The organism is Janthinobacterium sp. UMAB-56, assembly GCF_900095265.1.
Taxonomy (GTDB): domain Bacteria; phylum Pseudomonadota; class Gammaproteobacteria; order Burkholderiales; family Burkholderiaceae_D; genus Janthinobacterium.
This window is the reverse complement of sequence record NZ_LT607655.1, coordinates 153,434-154,322: the sequence shown is the minus strand read 5'-3', so window position 1 is coordinate 154,322 and position 889 is coordinate 153,434. Positions and strand designations below refer to the sequence as shown.

The 889-nt window shown below is 53.5% G+C and carries 1 tRNA gene; it reads left to right on the top strand.

Annotated elements, in window-relative coordinates:
- Positions 1-784: 784 nt before the first annotated feature.
- Positions 785-860, top strand: a tRNA-Glu gene (locus K0F85_RS11575).
- Positions 861-889 lie beyond the last annotated feature (29 nt).

Here is an 889-nt window from a genome sequence, read left to right as displayed (position 1 = left end):
GAGAGCGCTTGCATGGCATGCAAGAGGTCAGCGGTTCGATCCCGCTTACCTCCACCAATAGCGCAGAATTCACATGATAATCAAAGTCGCCTTGAGCGGCTTTTTTTATTTCCGCGACACTTTCCGCCATACCCCTCGGGGGAAGTGGCTAAGCTGTTAGTGCGCTTGCATGGCATGCAAGAGGTCAGCGGTTCGATCCCGCTTACCTCCACCACAGCGCAGAAATCATCGATAATCAAAGTCGCCTGGAGCGGCTTTTTTTATTTTCGGGATACTTTCCGCCATACCCCTCGGGGGAGGTGGCTAAGCTGTTAGCGCGCTTGCATGGCATGCAAGAGGTCAGCGCTTAGCTCCCGCTTACCTCCACCACAGCGCAGAAGTCATCGATAATCAAAGTCGCCTGGAGCGGCTTTTTTTATTTGCGTCAGCGATTTCTTCGCTCGGGGGAATGTGACTAAGCTGTTAGCGCGCTTGCGTGGCATGCAAGAGGTCTGGGTTCTGTGGCGGCGGTTCCGAGGGGGCATTGGATTGTGGTCGAAGCAGGGTATCCCTGCCTGAGTCTGCTTCCCTCTGGAATATTGGCCGTAGTCTTCCGCTTGCGCTGCTTCTTGCCTGATCCGGCCTGGCTGTTTTTTGCAAGCTGGGTCAAGAGTGAAATAAGATGGAAAAAAGAAGGCCAGCAGTTGATTTCGCGTATTACCCCGTGCTATACTTCGCGCACGCTTTTTTGAGGGGCTAAGCAAAGCCTTCAACGAAGAGTCCGCTGAGAGTAAAGCCAGCACAGGTCCCCATCGTCTAGAGGCCTAGGACATCACCCTTTCACGGTGAGTACAGGGGTTCGAATCCCCTTGGGGACGCCAGTTCAGTCTGGTGTTGTGAATAGTAAAGA